Annotated in this window: 18 protein-coding genes and 1 other RNA gene; 9 read left to right on the top strand and 10 right to left on the bottom strand. The window is 69.1% G+C overall.

Annotated features, from left to right (window positions below):
• Nucleotides 1-116: 116 nt before the first annotated feature.
• The 6 genes from ACIA5D_RS12140 to ACIA5D_RS12115 all read left to right on the top strand — a co-directional run bounded on the left by ACIA5D_RS12140 (nucleotide 117) and on the right by ACIA5D_RS12115 (nucleotide 4,552).
• Nucleotides 117-1,304, top strand: a complete 1,188-nt coding sequence (locus ACIA5D_RS12140) for a hydroxymethylglutaryl-CoA reductase (RefSeq protein WP_396029904.1) — start codon at nucleotides 117-119, stop codon at nucleotides 1,302-1,304.
• 119 nt (nucleotides 1,305-1,423) lie between these two features.
• On the top strand, nucleotides 1,424-2,083 hold the full coding sequence (locus tag ACIA5D_RS12135) for a DUF998 domain-containing protein (protein ID WP_396029903.1): 660 nt from the start codon (nucleotides 1,424-1,426) through the stop codon (nucleotides 2,081-2,083).
• Between the two features lie 32 nt (nucleotides 2,084-2,115).
• Nucleotides 2,116-2,487: a YciI family protein gene (locus ACIA5D_RS12130; protein WP_396029902.1), complete on the top strand. Its 372-nt coding sequence runs from the start codon at nucleotides 2,116-2,118 to the stop codon at nucleotides 2,485-2,487.
• A gap of 27 nt (nucleotides 2,488-2,514) precedes the next feature.
• Nucleotides 2,515-3,744 carry an RNA polymerase sigma factor gene (locus ACIA5D_RS12125; RefSeq protein ID WP_396029901.1) on the top strand — a complete coding sequence of 410 codons (1,230 nt, stop codon included), beginning with the start codon at nucleotides 2,515-2,517 and terminating at the stop codon, nucleotides 3,742-3,744.
• A gap of 185 nt (nucleotides 3,745-3,929) precedes the next feature.
• Nucleotides 3,930-4,181: a type II toxin-antitoxin system Phd/YefM family antitoxin gene (locus ACIA5D_RS12120; RefSeq protein ID WP_396029900.1), complete on the top strand. Its 252-nt coding sequence runs from the start codon at nucleotides 3,930-3,932 to the stop codon at nucleotides 4,179-4,181.
• Nucleotides 4,181-4,552, top strand: a complete 372-nt coding sequence (locus tag ACIA5D_RS12115) for a type II toxin-antitoxin system VapC family toxin (protein WP_396029899.1) — start codon at nucleotides 4,181-4,183, stop codon at nucleotides 4,550-4,552. Before ACIA5D_RS12120 ends, ACIA5D_RS12115 begins: the two co-directional genes overlap by 1 nt.
• A gap of 189 nt (nucleotides 4,553-4,741) precedes the next feature.
• Here ACIA5D_RS12115 and ACIA5D_RS12110 read toward each other — a convergent pair whose 3' ends face one another.
• Complete coding sequence (locus tag ACIA5D_RS12110; protein ID WP_396029898.1) at nucleotides 4,742-5,275, bottom strand: TetR/AcrR family transcriptional regulator; 534 nt, start codon at nucleotides 5,273-5,275, stop codon at nucleotides 4,742-4,744.
• Nucleotides 5,276-5,474: 199 nt separating this feature from the next.
• On the opposite strand from ACIA5D_RS12110, the gene ACIA5D_RS12105 reads away from it, so the two are divergent.
• Nucleotides 5,475-6,410 carry an NADP-dependent oxidoreductase gene (locus ACIA5D_RS12105; protein WP_396029897.1) on the top strand — a complete coding sequence of 312 codons (936 nt, stop codon included), beginning with the start codon at nucleotides 5,475-5,477 and terminating at the stop codon, nucleotides 6,408-6,410.
• Nucleotides 6,411-6,591: 181 nt separating this feature from the next.
• Here the strand turns inward: ACIA5D_RS12105 and ssrA are convergent.
• Both ssrA and ACIA5D_RS12095 read right to left on the bottom strand, forming a co-directional pair.
• Nucleotides 6,592-6,966: a transfer-messenger RNA gene (ssrA, locus tag ACIA5D_RS12100) on the bottom strand.
• A 24-nt stretch (nucleotides 6,967-6,990) separates the two neighbouring features.
• Nucleotides 6,991-7,239 (bottom strand): cellulose binding domain-containing protein, encoded by a 249-nt coding sequence (locus tag ACIA5D_RS12095; protein ID WP_396029896.1) that lies wholly within the window; start codon nucleotides 7,237-7,239, stop codon nucleotides 6,991-6,993.
• Nucleotides 7,240-7,288: 49 nt separating this feature from the next.
• Here ACIA5D_RS12095 and ACIA5D_RS12090 point away from each other — a divergent pair, with 49 nt between their 5' ends.
• Nucleotides 7,289-7,519 (top strand): hypothetical protein, encoded by a 231-nt coding sequence (locus ACIA5D_RS12090; RefSeq protein ID WP_396029895.1) that lies wholly within the window; start codon nucleotides 7,289-7,291, stop codon nucleotides 7,517-7,519.
• Nucleotides 7,520-7,694: 175 nt separating this feature from the next.
• Here ACIA5D_RS12090 and smpB read toward each other — a convergent pair whose 3' ends face one another.
• The 7 genes from smpB to pruA all read right to left on the bottom strand — a co-directional run bounded on the left by smpB (nucleotide 7,695) and on the right by pruA (nucleotide 14,927).
• Nucleotides 7,695-8,171 carry an SsrA-binding protein SmpB gene (smpB, locus tag ACIA5D_RS12085; protein ID WP_396029894.1) on the bottom strand — a complete coding sequence of 159 codons (477 nt, stop codon included), beginning with the start codon at nucleotides 8,169-8,171 and terminating at the stop codon, nucleotides 7,695-7,697.
• 41 nt (nucleotides 8,172-8,212) lie between these two features.
• On the bottom strand, nucleotides 8,213-9,385 hold the full coding sequence (locus tag ACIA5D_RS12080; RefSeq protein WP_396029893.1) for a peptidoglycan DD-metalloendopeptidase family protein: 1,173 nt from the start codon (nucleotides 9,383-9,385) through the stop codon (nucleotides 8,213-8,215).
• A 170-nt stretch (nucleotides 9,386-9,555) separates the two neighbouring features.
• A complete protein-coding gene (gene ftsX, locus ACIA5D_RS12075) occupies nucleotides 9,556-10,431 on the bottom strand; it encodes a permease-like cell division protein FtsX (protein ID WP_396029892.1) in 876 nt (291 codons plus the stop codon).
• A 75-nt stretch (nucleotides 10,432-10,506) separates the two neighbouring features.
• Entirely contained in the window at nucleotides 10,507-11,187 is a 681-nt protein-coding gene (gene ftsE / locus ACIA5D_RS12070) for a cell division ATP-binding protein FtsE (protein ID WP_396029891.1), read from the bottom strand.
• Between the two features lie 143 nt (nucleotides 11,188-11,330).
• Entirely contained in the window at nucleotides 11,331-12,443 is a 1,113-nt protein-coding gene (gene prfB / locus ACIA5D_RS12065) for a peptide chain release factor 2 (protein ID WP_396029890.1), read from the bottom strand.
• Nucleotides 12,444-12,500: 57 nt separating this feature from the next.
• A complete protein-coding gene (locus ACIA5D_RS12060; RefSeq protein ID WP_396029889.1) occupies nucleotides 12,501-13,016 on the bottom strand; it encodes a PadR family transcriptional regulator in 516 nt (171 codons plus the stop codon).
• Between the two features lie 279 nt (nucleotides 13,017-13,295).
• A complete protein-coding gene (gene pruA / locus ACIA5D_RS12055; protein WP_396029888.1) occupies nucleotides 13,296-14,927 on the bottom strand; it encodes an L-glutamate gamma-semialdehyde dehydrogenase in 1,632 nt (543 codons plus the stop codon).
• Between the two features lie 122 nt (nucleotides 14,928-15,049).
• On the opposite strand from pruA, the gene ACIA5D_RS12050 reads away from it, so the two are divergent.
• Nucleotides 15,050-16,105, top strand: a complete 1,056-nt coding sequence (locus ACIA5D_RS12050) for a hypothetical protein (protein WP_396029887.1) — start codon at nucleotides 15,050-15,052, stop codon at nucleotides 16,103-16,105.
• Nucleotides 16,106-16,110: the final 5 nt, after the last annotated feature.

The following is a 16,110-nucleotide window of genomic DNA, read 5'->3' as shown; positions in this document are numbered from 1 at the left end:
TTGCCGATCACGCCGACAATGCCGCTCACGCCCACGCATGCCCAGGGTCTGACGGACGGCCGCCGGCTTCGACCGGACGCGGCCTCGGCTCGGATGCATTCCCGCGGGGTCATCGCATGACTGACGGGATACCGGGACGGGGTCAGTACACCGAGGAGGCACGACGGCACCGCCTGGACTGGCTGCGCGCACGCACCGGGGCAGAGCTACCGTCGCTCGACACCACCAGCCTCGATGCGCGGGCATTGACCGGCAATGTAGAGAATCTCGCAGGCTCAGTGGAGGTGCCGGTCGGGCTCGCCGGGCCGCTGCTGTTCACCGGCGACGCCGCCCGTGGCAGCGTGGTCGCGCCGCTGGCCACCACCGAGGGCGCACTTATCGCGTCGGCATCCCGGGGTGCCCGGGCCATCACCGCCGGCGGCGGCGTGACGACGAAAGTGCTTTCCCAGCGGATGATCCGGGCGCCGGCATTCGAATTCGCCGACATCGCCACTGCGGCGCGGTTCACCGACTGGCTGCGGGCGCACCGGCCCGACCTGGACGAGCAGGTCCGGCTCGCCTCCCGGTACGCGCGGCTGGTCGACGTCGACCCGTACCAGATCGGGCGGTACCTCCACGTACGGTTCGTGTTCGAGACCGCCGACGCCGCCGGGCAGAATATGACCACCGCGGCGACGTGGCAGATCTGCCGCTGGGTGCACGACACGCTGGCCGGCGACGACGGGCCGGCACCGATATGGATGCTGCTCGACGGCAATCTCAGCAGCGACAAGAAAGTCAGCGTGGCGTCCATGCTGGCCGGCCGCGGCACCCGGGTCGTCGCCGAGTGCCGGATCCCGGCGGACGTCGTCGGATCGGTCCTGAAGAGCACACCGGCGGCGATGGTGAAGGGGCACGTGACGTTGCTGCTCGGCGCTCAGCAGGCCGGCATCGTCGGGGCCGGCCTCAACGCCGTCAACATCATCGCCGGGTTGTTCGTGGCCACCGGGCAGGACATCGCCTGCGTACACGAGTCCGGGGTGTCGATCCTGTCGATGGAGAGGGACGGCGATGATCTGATCGCCACGTTGCTGCTGCCCGCCTTGGTCATCGGTACGGTGGGCGGGGGCACGTCGCTACCGCACCAGCGGCAGTGGCTGACCGCGCTGGGCTGTGCCGGCTCCGGCGGCGGCGCCCGGTTCGCGGAGATCGTCGCCGGGTTCGCCCTGGCGCTGGACCTGTCGACCACGGCGGCGCTGGTCAGCGGGCAGTTCGCGGACGCCCACCAGCGTCTCGGCCGATCACAGCAGGCGGACCGGCTGTAGACCACAGCAACCACCCAGTTGCTCGGACGCGGCCCTCCCAAAAAATCTTGAAGAGCGCTGTCGGAATCCGGTCGCTCCGTTCGAGGCCCAGGTAGAGACCTCGAACGAAGGAGAGAGCGATGACCGCGTACGCCACATCCGACTGCACCTCGGCCAATCGGATCACCAGGTCCCTGCTTGGCTACGGCGTTCTCGCCGGCCCGCTGTACCTCGGAGTCTCGCTGGCGCAGGCGCTCACGCGCGACGGCTTCGACCTCAGCAAGCACGCCTGGAGTCTCTTGGCCAACGGCGACCTGGGTTGGATCCAGATCATGAACTTCGTCGTCGCGGGCCTCGCGACCGTGGCGGCAGCCGTCGGGCTGCGTCGTGCGCTTGGTCGCCGGCTGGCGCCGACGTTGATCGCTGCCTATGGCGTCAGCCTCATCGGCGCCGGCATCTTCCGCGCCGACCCGGCGCAGGGCTTTCCGGCGGGTACTCCCGAGACGACACCGATCAGTTGGCACGGCGCGCTGCACTTCGTCGTCGGCGGCGTCGGCTTCTTCTGCCTCATCGCGGCCTGCTTCGTGCTGGCCGGCCACTTCCGGCGGGAGGGGCGGCGCGGGCTCGCCTGGTTCTCCCTCGCCACCGGGGTGGCCTTTCTGGCCGGATTCGCGGGCATCGCCAGCGGCTCACACGGGCCGACGACATTGGCATTCGTCGCCGCGGTAGGGCTCGTCTGGGCCTGGCTCGCCGCAGTCTGCATCCACTTCTACCGCGCCCTGGCGGATACGGCCGCCTGAATCACGACACCTGACACTGAAAGGATTCGCTCATGCGCTACCTGACTCTGCTCAAAGCGACCCAACCGGCGGGCCCACCGCCGCCCGAGCTGATGGAGGCCATCATGGCGCTCGGCGCCGAGGCGACCGCGTCCGGCGCTCTCCTCGACACCGCCGGACTGGCGCCGAGCGTCGCCGGTGCCAGGGTGGATGTCGTCGGCGGCAGGCTGAGCGTCACCGACGGGCCGTTCGCCGAGGCCAAGGAGACGATCAGCTACGCGCTCTACGAGGCGCGCTCCAAGGACGAGGCGGTCGAGTGGGCGTCCCGCTTCATGGGCCTGCACCGCGACCTGTGGGCGGGCTGGGAAGGCGAGACCGAGGTACTCAAGGTCATGGGTCCGGAGGATTTCGCGGGTCCCGCGTAGTCCGCCGATGAGGCAGGATCGGTAGCCGTGACGGCTACCGATCCTCGCCGCACGCTGGAGACCGTCTGGCGGATGGAATCCGCGCGGATCGTCGCCGCGCTGGCCCGGCTGGTGCGCGACGTCGGACTCGCGGAGGAACTCGCACAGGACACGCTCGTCATCGCGCTGGAACAGTGGCCCATCGGCGGGGTGCCGGACCATCCGGGTTCTTGGCTCATGGCCACGGCCAAACACCGGGCCGTCGACGCGTTGCGCAGGCAGGGCCGGTATCGGGAAAAGCTCCAACTCCTCGGCAACCAGACGCCTGACGCCGAGGAGCCGGACATCGCCGCGGCCATGGACGACTACGTCGGCGACGACCTGCTGCGGCTTGTCTTTGCCACCTGCCACCCGGTGCTGTCGACCGAGTCCCGGGTGGCCCTGACCCTGCGCCTGCTCGGCGGACTGACCACCGAGGAGATCGCCCGGGCCTACCTGGTGTCGGAGTCGACGGTCGGGCAGCGGATCACCCGTGCCAAGCGGACGCTGGCCGACAACCGGGTGCCGATCGAACTCCCGCCGCCGACCGAAGTGGCTCAGCGGCTGGCCTCGGTGCTCGAGGTGATCTACCTGATCTTCAACGAGGGGTACGCCGCGACGGCCGGCGACGACTGGATGCGGCCGACCCTCTGCGAGGAGGCGCTACGCCTCGGCCGCATCCTCGCCACGTTGGCGCCCGATGAGCCCGAGGTGCACGGGCTGGTCGCGCTGATGGAGCTCCAGGCGTCCCGGACCGCCGCTCGAACGGCGCCGGACGGTACCCCCATCCTGCTGCAGGACCAGGACAGGCGACGCTGGGACCGGTTGCTGATCCGCCGCGGGCTCGCGGCGCTCGCCGGGACCGAAGGCTCGTACGGCCCGTATGTCCTACAGGCCTCGATCGCGGCGTGCCACGCGCGCGCCGCCCATGCGGACGACACCGACTGGCGCCGGATCGCGGCGCTCTACGAGGTGCTCAACCACGTCTCGCCCTCTCCGGTGGTCGACCTCAACCGGGCGGTCGCCGTCGGCCACGCACACGGCCCGGCCCGTGGCCTGGAGATCGTCGACAGCCTGAACCTGCCCGGCTACCCGCTGTTGCCCGCCGTCCGCGGCGACCTCCTGGCAAAGCTGGGCCGCGCCGCGGAAGCCCGCAAGGAGTTCGAGCGCGCCGCCGCAATGACCCGGAACGCCCGCGAACGCGTCCTGTTCGAGGCGAGGGCCGCCGCACTGCGCTGATCTCACAGCCGGCGCCGAGATTGCGAAGTACGAGATCGGCGCCCTGATCACGTGACGTCGCGACCACCGCATCGTGGAGGTGCCGTCGGCTTACTTGGACCCGGCCGACCAGGAGGGAGCGTGCGTTGGATACTGCTGGCCGGTCCGCGTGGCACTGGACTAACCTCTTAGCTAAGGAGGTCAAGATGGCCGACGCACCTGCGCAGTTCAACATCCACGACGCGAAGACGAACCTTTCGCGGATCATCGAGCGCGTCGAGCACGGCGAAGAGATCATCATCAGCAGGTCCGGCACACCGGTCGCCAAGGTGATCCCTCTGAATCGCCGGGTCAACAGGGCTGGGCGAGGTAGCCTCGCCGGCCAACTCACCATGACCGATGACTGGGACTCCCCCGACGTGAACGAGGCCATTGCCCGAGACTTCGGGCTCGCTTGATGAGCCTGCTCCTCGATACCCACATCGTGCTGTGGTGGCTGTCAGACGACCCCGCGCTCGCCGCAGAGCTCAAGGATCGGCTGGACCACGAGCCGGACGTCTACGTCAGCGCCGCGACGATCTGGGAAGTAGCAATCAAGCAGTCGATCGGCAAGCTCAAGCCGGACGATCTCCCTGAGCGCGTACGCGACAGCGGCTTCCGTCATTTGGAGATCACCGCCGACCACGGCATCGCAGCGGCCAGGCTTCCCCTGCTGCACCGCGATCCATTCGACCGGATGCTGATCGCCCAGGCGAAGACAGAAGACTTGACACTGGTAACCCGCGACGCCGCAATCGCGAAGTACGACCTCGAAATCCTGAGGGCGTAGCACCCACCGCCAAACCGCAACGCCGCCCAGCGCAACCACGGCACCGCGGAGCGTCCGGTGGGCCTGCGGGTGGACGGCCGGGTCTTCGACGCCTGCTGCGGCACGGGCGCATCCGCGCTGCCGGCCGCGCACGTGGTGGCCGCCTCCGATCGGATGCCGTACTTCACCGCTGTGCAGCGGCAGGCTGGGTCAATGCTGGAGCCCCACCGGTGGGATGTCCAGGCCGGCCGTATCCGGCGGGGGTGGCCGGAGGCCGTCCATCAGGAGGCTCAGCAGGCGACTGGCATTGGCTTCGCGCTTCGGCCGGGGAGCGACGGTGAAGATGCCGATGAGGGCGGCGGCGATGTCTTCAGCGGTGACGTCGGGGCGGAGGTCACCCACCACGCGACCGGCGTCGAGGATCGTGGTGATGGCCGTCAGCAACTCGCTCCGGGTTTGGTCATGAGCGATCTCGCCCGACTGGATCATCGAAAGCAGCGTGCCGAGCATGCCGTTCTTGGCCGCGATCCAGTCCCCGAACAGATCCATCCAGCGCCGCATCGCTGCAGCCGGGGGCAGCTGGCCCAGCAGCTCATGGGCGCCGGCCGTGAGCCGCGCGACCTGGTCCCGGTAGACCGCGTCAACCAGCGACTCGCGGGTGGGAAAATGCCGGTAGAGCGTGGCGATGCCGACACCGGCCTCGCGGGCGATCGCGCGCATCGACGGCTCGATGTCGGCCGACATGAACACGCGGGTCGCCACCGCGAGCAGCTGTTCGCGGTTGCGCGTCGCGTCCGCTCGCGGCGCGCGGCTCTCCGTGCCAGTCAAAACGGATCACGCTCCGGTTGTGCTAGGTTCGTTCGTGCAAGCGGAGCATAGTCCGTTTCAGCGCTTTCCCTCGTACTCAGGGAGGCCAGCGAGCATGCATGAGTGGAGCGATCAGATGCCGGCGAGCACGAGCAGAGTGGTCCGGCTCGATTCATTCGGCGGCCCCGAAGTCCTGAACATCCGCGAGGTACCCACTCCACAGGCCGGCACAGGGGAGATCCGAGTGCGGGTCACCGCCGCCGGACTGAACCCGATGGACTGGATCATGACCGCCGACGCGGGCACCGCGGCCCGGTTCGGCTTGAGCCTGCCGGCCGGGTTCGGAACCGACTACGCGGGAGTGGTGGACCAGATCGGTGACGGGGTGACCGGGTTCGAGCCCGGCGACCGGGTATTCGGTGGCGCACTGTCTCGTGCGGTCGCCGACTTCGTGGTGGTAGACGCGGCCGGGGACATCGCGGCGAGCGAGGCCCATCGCACCCCCGACGGCGTCGACGACCGTACCGCCGCCTGCCTTGCGATAGCGGGCCGCACGGCGGCCGCCGCCCTCGCCGTTATCAACCCCGGCCCGGGCGACACGGTGCTGATCGGCGGCGCAGCGGGCGGTGTCGGGGTTTTCGCGGTCCAGTTGGCCCGGCTCGCGGGCGCGCGGGTGATCGGGACGGGATCGGCAACATCGTCCGATTTCCTTCGCGGCCTCGGGGCCGAGCCGGTCGCCTACGGCGACAGCCTGGCCGACCGGGTCCGGGCCCTCGCTGCCGGCCGTGTCACCGCCGCGATCGACCTGCACGGGACGGAGACAGTGCACGCCGCAAGGGAACTCGGCGTCCCAGACGGGCGCATCTGCACCATCGCCGCCCAGGTCGACCGGGTCACGCCGGCCAACGGCGCCAACGCCGCCCCCGGCGCCCTGGAAGAGATCGCCCGTCTGGTCGCGGTGGGCCGGCTCCGGGTGCCCATCGCGGCGAGCTTCCCGGCCGAGCAGATCCGCACCGCGGTCGAGCTCCAGGCCGGCCGGCACGTGCACGGCAAGGTCGTGATCGATCTCTAAATTCAGTGTCAACAGCGCGTCGCTGCCTTGGTCCGTTTCCGCGATCACCGCAACCACCGCAACGCGCAACCACCGCAACGCGCAACCACCGCACCGCGGGGCGTCCGGGGGCTCGGCCCCCGGAGCAGATATACCGGAACGGCCCCCGGTTCGCGCTTTCCGCGAACAGGGGGCCGCCACGCCGTGGAGGTGCCGGGAATCGAACCCGGGTCCTTCGTTGTTTCGTCAGGGCTTCTCCGAGCGCAGCTCACTATGCCTCTACTCGCCCCTACCGATCACGTGAGCAAGTCGGTATGACGGGGCCAGCCGTGTTTGATCTCGTCGCGCGGTCCTCACGACTGGGACCGGTTGACCAACCTCCTAGCTGATGCCGGAGATCTGGGACGGAGGTGCTCCCAGCCCGACAGACTCGCTACTCGCCTCAGGCGGCGAGAGCGAAGTCAGCGCGATTGTTATCGGCGCTTATAAGTTTCCGACGACCGATTCTCGAGACGACGTCGGCTTCCTCGGCTCGCTTCCCCTGTCTCCACGTACGAAGTCGAAACCAGTCACCCCCTGGTAATGATCCAACCCTGAAATCTTAGCTCACGCCGCACGTGCCGCCCACGACGGAGCAGCCGGACGGGCGGGCGTTGCCTCGTCCGCTCTTGCTGACCTGGTAGCCGAAGCTGGCCGACGCGCCGGGCGCCAGCGGGCCGCCGGTGAAGGTCAGGTTGTCGCCGCTCTGCGAGCCGCGGGCGTTCCACGTGCCGAGCAGGCGCAGGTTGTCCTGGTCGGAGTGCCTGACGGTGACGCTCCACGAGGCGACGGCGCGGCCGGTGTTCCGCACGCGCACCGTAGCGACGTACCCCTGCTCCCAGCTCGCCCCGAGACTCAGGGTGACCGAAAAGTTGGCCTTGGGCGGCGCCGGGGTGGTCTTGGAAGGCGTCGGCCGGGTCGTCTTCTCGGGGACGGGCGAACGCGACGTCGTCGTGGGCCGGGCCGACGTCCGCGATGGGGACGGCGACGGCGAGGAGGACGAGGGCGAGACCGATGGCGAGGAGGAGGTAGCGGAGAAAGCCGGCGAGATCGGCACCTGCGGCATCGACGGCAGCACGACCTTGGGCTGAAGCGTCGCTTCAGCCGGCCCGACGGCCCGCACGGCGATCCAGACCACCAGCATGACGAGTACGGCCGCGGCCGCGCTCAGAAAGATCCGGGCGGGACCGAGCGAACGCGCGGAGTGCTTTGCGGGCAAGCGGGCCACCCCTTCGGTGATCTAGGGCCGCCCGGCACAGTACCTGATCAGGACACACCTTTGTTACGTCGGCCCAACGCGCGCGTGATCTCGCGCTGGGCGTCGCGGGTGGCCAGGTCTTGGCGCTTGTCGTAGCTCTTCTTGCCGCGGGCCAGGGCGAGCTCGACTTTCGCGTACCCGTTGTGGAAGTAGACCTGGAGCGGCACCAGCGTGATGCCCTCGTCGCGCAGCTTGCCCTGGATTTTCCGGATCTCGTCGCGGTGCAGCAGCAGCTTGCGGACGCGCCTCGGCTCGTGGTTGGTCCAGGTGCCCTGCGTGTACTCGGGGATGTGCAGGGCGTGCAGGTAGATCTCGCCGTTGCTCTCGTGGCCGAACGCGTCGGTCAGCGACGCGCGGCCGGCCCGCAGCGACTTGACCTCGGTGCCGGTGAGCGCCATGCCGGCCTCGTAGGTGTCGAGGATGGCGTAGTCGTGGCGGGCCTTGCGGTTGGAAGCGACGACCTTGCGCCCCTGTTCGCGTGGCATTGCTCCCCTTGGAAGGTTGAATGGACAACCCTACAAGCGTACTAGCAGAGGCATGCGGGCAGATATCGCAGCGGGTTGCGCGGCACCCCGTCGAAGCGGGTCTCGAAGTGCAGGTGGTTGCCGGTCGACGCGCCCGTCGTCCCGACCCGCCCGATCACCTCGCCGCGCCGCACGTACTCCCCCACCCGTACGAGGATCGCCGACTGATGGCCGTAGCAGGTCTGGAAGCCGTAGCCGCCGATCTTCCCGTGGCTGATGCAGGTGTAGTTGCCGTAGCCGCCGTTCCACCCGGCCCGGATCACGTGTCCGGCCGCCGCCGCGTGGATCGGCGCGCCACCGGGCGCTGCGAAGTCCGTGCCGGCGTGCAGCTGCCACACCCGGTAGTACGGGTCGTATCGGTTGCCGTAGTCGCTCGATTTCCACCCGCGCACCGGCATGAGCAGCCGGCCGCCGCCGTACCGGCCGCCGCCGCCCGACTTGATCGAGTAGCCGCGCAGCGCCGCCCGGATCCGCTGCTCCTCCGCCAGTGCCGCCCGGTAACGGGCGAGCACGGCGCTGCGCTGGGCGTTGGCGAGGCGCAGCGCGGCCTGGCGGATCACCGTGAGGTGGACCAGCTCCTGCTGGGCGCGCACCGCGGCCGTCTGGGCGTTCTTCGCCGCCATCAGCTTGCCCTGGGCGATCGCCTCGGCGTCCTCGGCCTCCCGCTTGGCGAGCCCGGCCCGGTCCTGAGCGCTGCGAGCGACGCGGCGGGCCGCGATCAGCCGGTCGACGTCCTGCTGCTGAGTGCGCATGAGCTGGTCGACGAGGCTGAGCCGGTCCATGATGTCGGCCGGCCCGGTGGCCTCGACGAGCACGTTGATCCGCGAGAACGTGCTGCCCATGTAGGTGGCCTGGGCGATCTGGTCGACCCGTTCGCGCGCGTCGGTGAACTCGGCCTGCGCCTGCTCGTAGTCGCCCGCGATCTGCGCGTAGGCGGCCCGGGCGGCGTTGGCGCGGCGGCCGGCCGTGTTGGCCGCGGTGATGGCGGCGGCGACGGCGCCGCGGGAGGTGGCGACACGCCGCTGGGCGGCGGGCATCGCCGCGGTGGCGGCCTCGAGGCGGAGTGCGGCGGCTCGCGCCCGGCCGGTGGCGTTTTCGAGTACGGCCGAAGCACGGTCCACGGCCCGGGCGGCGCCGGCGGCGTCACCGGTGTCGGCGACCGCCGGGGACGGCACGACCGTCAGGCTCACTAAGCACGCACATATCGCCAGAAGGGTTCTATGTCGGCATTTGGACCACACGGGGAGTCAACCTACCCCCAACAACCGGGGATAACTGCCCAAATCGCCCAACGGCCGCGTTCCTGTAGTGGGAACGCGGCCGTTGCGTGATCAGCTCTGGGAGGTCAAACCTTGAGGTAGAAGCGGAGCGTGACCCACGCGGTGACCGCGCTGACCACCGCGCCGACGCCCGCCAACAGGGGCAACATCAGCCACACATTGCTGTTGTGCACCGGTGTCAGGATGCTCGTCAGCGCCTGAAGCTTGTGGTCGAGCAGCACCACCTTGCCGACGAACAGCACGATGAAGCCGAGGACCGCGCCGATGACGCCGGCCACCACCGCCTCGAGCACGAACGGCGCCTGGATGAACCAGTTGGACGCGCCGACGAGCTTCATGACCGCGACTTCTCGGCGCTTGCTGTACGCCGCCACCTGGATCGTGTTACCGACCAGGAGCAGCGCCGCGACAGCCATGAAGGCTGCCACCCCCAGCGCGCCGAATTGGAAGCCGTTGAAGATGTTGAACACCTTATCGAGCAGCGTGCGCTGGTCGATGATGTCCTGGATGCCCGGAAGGCTCTGCATCTGGTCGGAGAAGGTCTTGTACTGCTCCGGGTCCTTGAGCTTGACCCGGAACGACTCGGGCAGGCTGTTCGGGCCGACCGACTTCACGAAGTCGGGCGAGTCCGCCCAGAGCGCCTGGAAGCGCTCGAACGCCTGCTTCTGCGTCTCGTACTGCTTGTCGGCGACCAGCGGGTTGCTCGAGATGGCCTGGTCGATGGCCGACCGCTGCGCCTCGGTGACGTCCGGGCGCAGGAAGATGGAAACCTCGATCTCGCCGTAGTAGTAGTTCTTCATCTGGTCGACCTGCATGTACAGCAGCACACTGGCGCCCAGCATGAACAGCGAGACCGACATGGTGATGATCATGGCGACCGTCATCGTGACGTTCCGCCACAGGCCCACCAGGACCTCGTTGAGTACGTACTTCAAACGCATCGGGGGGTTCCTTCCGGGACTCCGCGTCCCGCGATTTCGGGGGTCGGGGATTCGGCAGCGGAGCCGCGGGCGTGCTCAGCCGTAAACGCCACGGGCCTGGTCACGGACGATTCGTCCGCTCTCGATCTCGATGACTCGGCGGCGCATCTGGTTGACGATGTTGGAGTCGTGCGTGACCATCACGACCGTCGTGCCGGTCCGGTTGATCCGGTCCAGCAGACGCATGATCTCGATCGAGGTGTCCGGGTCGAGGTTTCCGGTGGGCTCGTCGGCCAGCAGGATCAGGGGACGGTTGACGAAGGCCCGGGCCACGGCCACACGCTGCTGTTCACCACCGGAGAGCTCGTGCGGGTAACGGTGTTCCTTGCCGCCGAGACCGACCAGCTCGAGAACCTCGGGCACGACCCGGCGGGCCACGGCCTTGGTCTTGCCGATCACCTCGAGGGCGAAGGCGACATTCTCGTACGCGGTGCGGTTGGGGAGCAGGCGGAAGTCCTGGAACACGCACCCGATCGACCGGCGGAACTGTGGAACCTTCCACGACCTGAGCGTCGTCACGTCCTTGGTGTTCACCACGACCTTGCCGCGCGTAGGGGTGACCTCGTGCAGCAGAAGCTTGATGATCGTCGACTTGCCGGAACCGGAGGGGCCGATGAAGAAGACGAACTCACCCTTCTCAATGCCCACGCTCACGTCGTCCAGCGACGGGCGAGACGCCTTGGGGTACGTCTTCGTCACGTTCTCGAGCTGAATCACGGGACGGTAGTCTACGCGGTGTAACGAAATCGCCAAGTCCGGCGGGTACGCCAATCTGCACCGGCGGTGCCGGAACAGGCGTTTCAGAGGCCGGCGCCTGACCGAACGCTCAGGCGCCGTCGCCGTCCGTGGTGGATCTCGACTCAGCCGGCGACCTGGGTCTGCTTGCGCCAGCGGATCCCGGCCTCGATGAACTCGTCCAATTCGCCGTCGAACACCGCAGACGGGTTGCCCGTCTCCTGCTCGGTACGCAGATCCTTCACCATCTGATACGGGTGGAGGACGTACGAGCGCATCTGGTCGCCCCACGAGCCGGTGGTGTCGTGCTTGAGACCGGCGAGTTTGGCCTCTTCCTCCTGGCGCTTGCGCTCGAGCAGCCGGGCCTGCAGAACTCGCATAGCGGACGCTTTGTTCTGCAACTGGGACTTCTCGTTCTGACACGTCACCACGATCCCGGTGGGAACGTGCGTAAGCCGGACAGCACTGTCCGTAGTGTTGACGCTCTGTCCACCCGGCCCCGACGAGCGGTACACGTCGACGCGGATCTCGTTGTCGGGGATGTCGATGTGGTCGATCTCGGCGACCACCGGCATCACCTCGACGCCCGCGAAGCTCGTCTGGCGCCGGCCTTGGTTGTCGAACGGGCTGATCCGCACCAGCCGGTGGGTGCCGGACTCGACGCTGAGCGTGCCGTACGCGTAGGGCACCTTGACGGCGAAGGTCGCCGACTTGAGGCCGGCCTCCTCGGCGTACGACGTGTCGTAGACCTCGGTCGGGTAGCCGTGCCGCTCGGCCCAGCGCAGGTACATCCGCATGAGCATCTCGGCGAAGTCGGCCGCGTCCACACCGCCGGCGCCGGCCCGGATGGCCACGACGGCCTCCCGGGAGTCGTACTCGCCGGAGAGAAGGGTGCGGACCTCCATCTCCTCGACCGCCTTGCCGAGCGCGACGATCTCGTCGCCCACCTCGGCGATCGAGGCCTCATCGCTCTCGGCCTCGGCCATCTCGAGCAGCAGGCCGGCGTCGTCCAGCCGGGAGCGCAGCCGCTCGAGCCGGCTGATCTCGCCAGAGATGTACGACAGCCGGCTGTTGACCTCCTGCGCGCGCGCCTGGTCGTCCCACAGGTCGGGCGCGGAGGCCTGTTCCTCGAGCTCAGCTTTGTCCCGGCGCAGCTTGTCGACGTCCAGGACGTTCTCGATGTTGCGCAGGGTGGCGTCTAACGCCTTGAGTCGCTCAGGAAAGTCGGCAGCGGTCACGACACCCAAGACTACGCCGCCCGGCCGGCGTTCCGGCCGGGCGGTGGGGTCCGCTCATCAATTCGCCGGTGCGGTCTTCAACCAGCTCAGCGCGGCCTTGTGATAAGCGACGGCGAACTCGAGGGCAGCGGAGCCGTACGCGTCGCCGTTCTTCTTCGCCTCCTTCGCCTGTTCCTTGGCCATCGCGAGCGCCTCGGAGTGGTACTCGCTGGCTTCGGTGTAGAGCGACTTCAGCTGGCCGCCGGAGTGCTGCTCGCCGAAAGCGACACGTAGGGCGACGGGGTTACGCAGTGCGTCGCGGCCGGGGGCCTCGGCGAGCCACCGGCTGAAGGCGCGCTTGCCGGAGGCGGTGATGGCATAGGGCTGGCTGGAACGGGGTCCGGGCTTGCCGAGTCGGACGTACCCCATATCGGCAAGAACCGGCAATTCGCGGTAGACCTGGCTCCGCGTCATCGACCAGTAGGGCCCGAGGCGGCGTTCGGCAGCCGCCATGAGCTGTCCGCCGGTCATCGGCCCCTCGTGAAGCAGGCCGAGCAGAGCGGCAGCCGTGGGATTGATTTGAGTGTCGGGCATGCCTTCTAAGCTGCCACTTTGTCGCGCCCACGTCCAGGATTTCGCCCGATCCGTCCAGTTTGCGTCTCCACAAACGACTGTCCCGCACAGACAGTCCGACCACGAGGGTCGAGACGGCGCGTTTATCGGGCACGCAGAGGTCTGACCAGCTAAAATGGCGCAAGCAAACCGGTCAGACGGCGATGCCGGGCAGCAACCACCCAAAAAGGGACGAGCCGCCGCGCCCAAAGGGCGCGACGCCTCCTAAATGCACACGATCACGCCAAAGAGCGCCGGCGCTCAGCCCATGTGGGGGTAGCGCCACGACACCGGCGCTTCGAAGGTCTCCTTGATCGTGCGTGGAGAGACCCACCGCACGAGGTTCAGCGCCGAGCCGGCCTTGTCGTTGGTGCCGCTCCCGCGGGCCCCGCCGAACGGCTGCTGACCGACCACCGCGCCGGTCGGCTTGTCGTTGATGTAGAAGTTGCCCGCCGTGAAGCGCAGCGCCTCCTGAGCCCGATCGATCACGGCACGGTCGGTAGCGAAGATCGATCCGGTGAGCGCGTATTCCGACACGACGTCCGCCTGCGCCATCACCGCCGCGAGGTCGTCGTCGGCGTAGACGTGCACGGCCAGGATCGGGCCGAAGTACTCCGTCCGGAACACCTCATGGGACGGATCGGTGCACTCGACCAGCGTCGGCGCCACGAACCAGCCCTCCGAGTCGTCGGCCGTCCCGCCGGCCACGACCGTGCACGACGCGCTGTTCTTGATGCGGTCGAGCGCGCCGGCCAGCTTCGCGAACGACCGGCCGTCGATCACGGCGCCGCCGAACACGGAAAGGTCGCTCACGTCGCCGTACGCGATGGAAGAGACCGAAGCCGCAAGCCGGTCGCGAAGGCCGCCACCCTCCCAGAGACTCCGCGGGACGTAGGCCCGCGACGCCGCGCTGCACTTCTGGCCCTGATATTCGAAGGCGCCGCGCACGAGCGCGGTGTGCAGCGCCTCGACGTCGGCGCTGGCGTGTGCGAAGACGAAGTCCTTGCCCCCGGTCTCGCCGACCAGCCTCGGGTACGACCGGAAGTGGTCGATGTTCGCGCCGACCTCGCGCCACAGGTGACGGAACGTCGCCGTCGAGCCGGTGAAGTGGATGCCGGCCAGGTCGCGATCGGCGAGCGCCACCTCGGAGACCGCGAGGCCGTCCCCGGTCACCATGTTGATCACACCGGGCGGCAGGCCGGCCGCCTCGAACAGGCGCATCGTGAAGTGCGCCGCGAACTGCTGCGTCGGCGACGGCTTCCACACCACGGTGTTGCCCATGAGTGCCGGCGCCGTCGGAAGGTTGCCGGCGATCGCGGTGAAGTTGAACGGGGTGATCGCGTAGACGAAGCCCTCGAGCGGGCGGTGGTCGAACCGGTTCCAGACACCGGGCGATGACTGCGGCTGCTCGCTCAGCAGGCGCTCGCCGAACGCCACGTTGAACCGCAGGAAGTCGATCAGTTCGCAGGCCGCGTCGATCTCCGCCTGGTAGCAGGACTTCGACTGGCCCAGGATCGTCGCCGCGTTCAGCGTGTCGCGCCAGCTGCCGGCCAGCAGTTCGGCCGCGCGCAGAAAGACGGCGGCCCGCTCGGCGAACGGGAGCGCGCGCCAGGCTGGGGCGGCTTGCTTGGCTGCTTCGATCGCTTTCGCGGCATCTTCACGCGTGGCATTGGCGGTCGTGCCGAGCAACTCCCGGCGGTGATGTGGCTGGACAACGTCGATCGCCGGGCCCGAGGCCATGCGCTGCGCGCCGCCGATCGTCATGGTCAGGTCGGGCCGGGCGTTGCGGAGATCGGCGATCCGCGCCTCCAGCGAGGCCCTCTCCGGGCTGCCGGGCCGATATTCGCGTACGGGTTCGTTGCGGGGGGTGGGCACGGCGAGCTGGGCGTCCATCAGGGGCACTCCTCGACATGGTGGTCTGCTGAGTAGAACCGGGCCGCGGGGTCGCCGGGGCCGGAATCCCCATCCTCGCACCGCTTCCGGCCCGCGCAGACTTCCCGCGTACCCTGTGCCACATGAGTGCCCAGGACACGACTCCGGACGCCGAGCGCCCCTCGCCGTACGGTCTCCTCCTCGCGCTCGCCGCGCTGATCTGGATGGCCGCCATGCTCTGGTCGGCGCGCGCCACCATCACCGGCCGGGCCGACGCCGAGATGGAGGTGACCTCGACGGCCTACGCGCTGCCGGGCGCCGTCACCGCGTCACTGGCCGCCGGCGCCGCCGTCGCGCTCGCCCTGATCACGCTGATCACCCGCCGCCGCGACCTGGGATCCACCCTGCGCTTCGCGGTCGCCACCGGCACGGGCCTGGTGCTCGGCCTGCTCGGCGCCATCACCATCATCACGATCAACACCGAGGGCTGGATCTACGCGGTCGTCGGCGGCACGATCGCCGCGGCCGCCACGATCGGCGGGGCGCTGGCCGGCTTCCGCCAGCCGCGGGTGCTGGCCGCGGCCTGCTGGGCGGCGATCGGGGTGTTCCTGGTCGGCTTCGTGCTCAACTTCTTCCAGAATCCGGTGCTGCGGGCGCTCGGCTCCGGCGACTCCCAGGCGTCACAGACAAATGCGGCGCAGTGGTTCACCTTCCTCCAGTCGTTTCTGTCCGGCCTGGCGGCTGGCTTCATCGCGTACGGGGTATTGCGGCGCACCCGCCGCCGCACAACGGCCGGCGACGTGGCCTGGCCGATGTACGCGCTGGCCGGTGGCGGTCCCGGCCTGCTGCTGGTCGTCGGCGAGGGCCTGACCCGGACGGCGGGTTCACGGGTGCTGGAACTGGCCGGCAAGGTCAGCGAGCTCGAGCTCACGGTGCAGCAGATGTTGAGCGGCGCCCGCTTCAACAGCGCGCTGATCGTCCTCTTCGTCGGCGCGATCAGCGCGACGGTCGCCGTGGGCCGCACGATCCGCCCGGCCACCACCGACGAGGCCGCGGAGGTGCCCGAGCCGGCGCCCAAGACGAAGGCCGCGCCCGCCACGAAGGCCGCGCCGAAGGCGAAGCCCGCGGCAAAGGTGAAGGCCGAGCACGACGCCGAGGCCGAGTCGTCCGCCAGCGCCACCTCCGCCGCCGGCGAGTAGGCGGC

Origin of the sequence: Actinoplanes sp. NPDC051513, from assembly GCF_044454685.1 — a bacterium.
GTDB lineage: Bacteria > Actinomycetota > Actinomycetes > Mycobacteriales > Micromonosporaceae > Actinoplanes.
The sequence above is the reverse complement of the archived record's forward strand: the minus strand, read 5'-3'. Positions and strand labels throughout refer to the sequence as shown.